The 1,580-nt window shown below is 68.0% G+C and carries 1 protein-coding gene and 1 pseudogene; one reads left to right on the top strand and one right to left on the bottom strand.

What is annotated here, in order from left to right; genetic code table 11:
• Positions 1 to 616: pseudogene (locus SRB17_RS47450) on the bottom strand (hemolysin III family protein); the annotation flags it as partial.
• 220 nt (positions 617 to 836) lie between these two features.
• On the opposite strand from SRB17_RS47450, the gene SRB17_RS45230 reads away from it, so the two are divergent.
• A complete protein-coding gene (locus tag SRB17_RS45230) occupies positions 837 to 1,397 on the top strand; it encodes a hypothetical protein (protein WP_194294383.1) in 561 nt (186 codons plus the stop codon).
• Positions 1,398 to 1,580: the final 183 nt, after the last annotated feature.

The following is a 1,580-nucleotide window of genomic DNA, read 5'->3' as shown; positions in this document are numbered from 1 at the left end:
TCACTGTCAGGGTGACTACGGCCGCACCGCCGGTGTGCAGGAAGTCGGGCAGGTAACGCACCGGAGCCCACCCCAGGGCCAGGTGGCAGGGGGTGCACAGCCGGCGCGGAGCGTGGACCCACAGGACGCGGAAGGCGATGTTGGTCAGCGCGCCCGTCCATACGACCCACAGCAGCAGGGTTCGCCGGTCAGGGGGACGAGCACGGCCAGAGGGGTGCAGGTGCCGGCGGTGATCAGGAAGATGTTGGCGTGGTCGAGGCGACGCAGGACGGCCTCGTCCAGCGGCCCCCAGGCCGTAGACGGCGCTCGTCCCGAACAGCAGCCAGGCGGTGACGGAGTACACGGTGCAGGCCAAGACCGCCTGCTGGGTCCGGGCCAGGCAGACAAGGACGACGCCGGCGCTCAACGAGGCGGGGACCATCGCGGCGTGGAACCAGCCACACAGCTTCGGCTTGACCGGCTCGACCAGGTCGGCCGCCCACTCGACCAGGCCGGCAACCGGGTGGAACCTCTCCCCGGCATCGCCATGATGTGATCCGCCGGGGAGACCGGATACGGCGTGCCCAGACGCATCTTCCCGTCCTGTCTCGGTCTTGTGGGCATCATCGCAAGCCATCCGATCCTGGTAAGAGCTTCCCGGTGGCAGCGTCTGCGGAGGTCGGTCTCGTAACGTCAAGCCGACACTGGCCAAACGGGCCTGTTCGGTCATCAGGAGAGCGCAGACGCCGACGACTGCCACCAACTGGGCCCGCGGGAGCCGTGTAAGTCGGCTGACCGTGGGAAAGACCAAGGTTCCCGAGCGCGCATCTGCGCCCACCTACGCCCAAGGACCGCCGATGCTCCCCGAGTTCCGCTCCCACGCATCCGCCCCCCTCGCACATCAGCTGGAACAAAGATTGGGACTGCCCCCACAGCTCGAAACCGGCAGTCTCGACGTGGAGCGTGTCGCCGGCATCGCCGTCCTCGCGGCGGCTCACTCCGATGGCTACGCGGCCACCGCGCACCTCCTCGGACTGCTGGCCGCGCTTCCCGCCCCCACCGACGCAGGAGAACGCTTCTGGTCGGACCTGTGGAGATCCTCGGGCACCGCCTATCTGCTGCCGACCAACATCAAGAATCTGGTGCTGCGTTCGCTGACTGGAGAAGGAACCGGTCTGGCCGGACAGATCCTCTCGGCCGTCGACGAGATGACGCCTCCCCAGCGCGCTGCGGCCGCAGAGGTGATCGGCCAGGCGCTCGCCGAGTCCGACCACCTCCCTGACCTCAAAACACAGGTCATCGGCGAACTGTGGCTGCGGGACCTGGAACTCACCGCCTGGCGCGTCCTTCACGCGGACCGCAAGTCGCCCGATCCAGCCGGACGAAACGCCTTCATCGAAGCATGGGAGAGTGTCTGACCCGCCCGAGCCGGCACGCAGGCATCCGAGGAGCCGGTGGGCGAGGGCAGCACGACTCCTCCTCCACCCACTGATCGCCTGGCTCCCTCTCATCGAGTAATCCGATCGCCTGACGGCGACTCCCCAAAGATCGTGCTGGCCAAATGCGGGGATCAGGCGGCGAGGGTGAGGTCGAGGCGGGCG

It is taken from the genome of Streptomyces sp. RB17 (assembly GCF_009604455.1).
Classification (GTDB): domain Bacteria; phylum Actinomycetota; class Actinomycetes; order Streptomycetales; family Streptomycetaceae; genus Streptomyces.
This window is presented reverse-complemented; position numbering and strand designations above follow the sequence as displayed.

What these genes read in the sequence shown, in the direction of transcription:
- SRB17_RS45230 (WP_194294383.1), top strand. Translation starts at nt 837, where the DNA reads ATGCTCCCCGAGTTCCGCTCCCACGCATCCGCCCCCCTCGCACATCAG.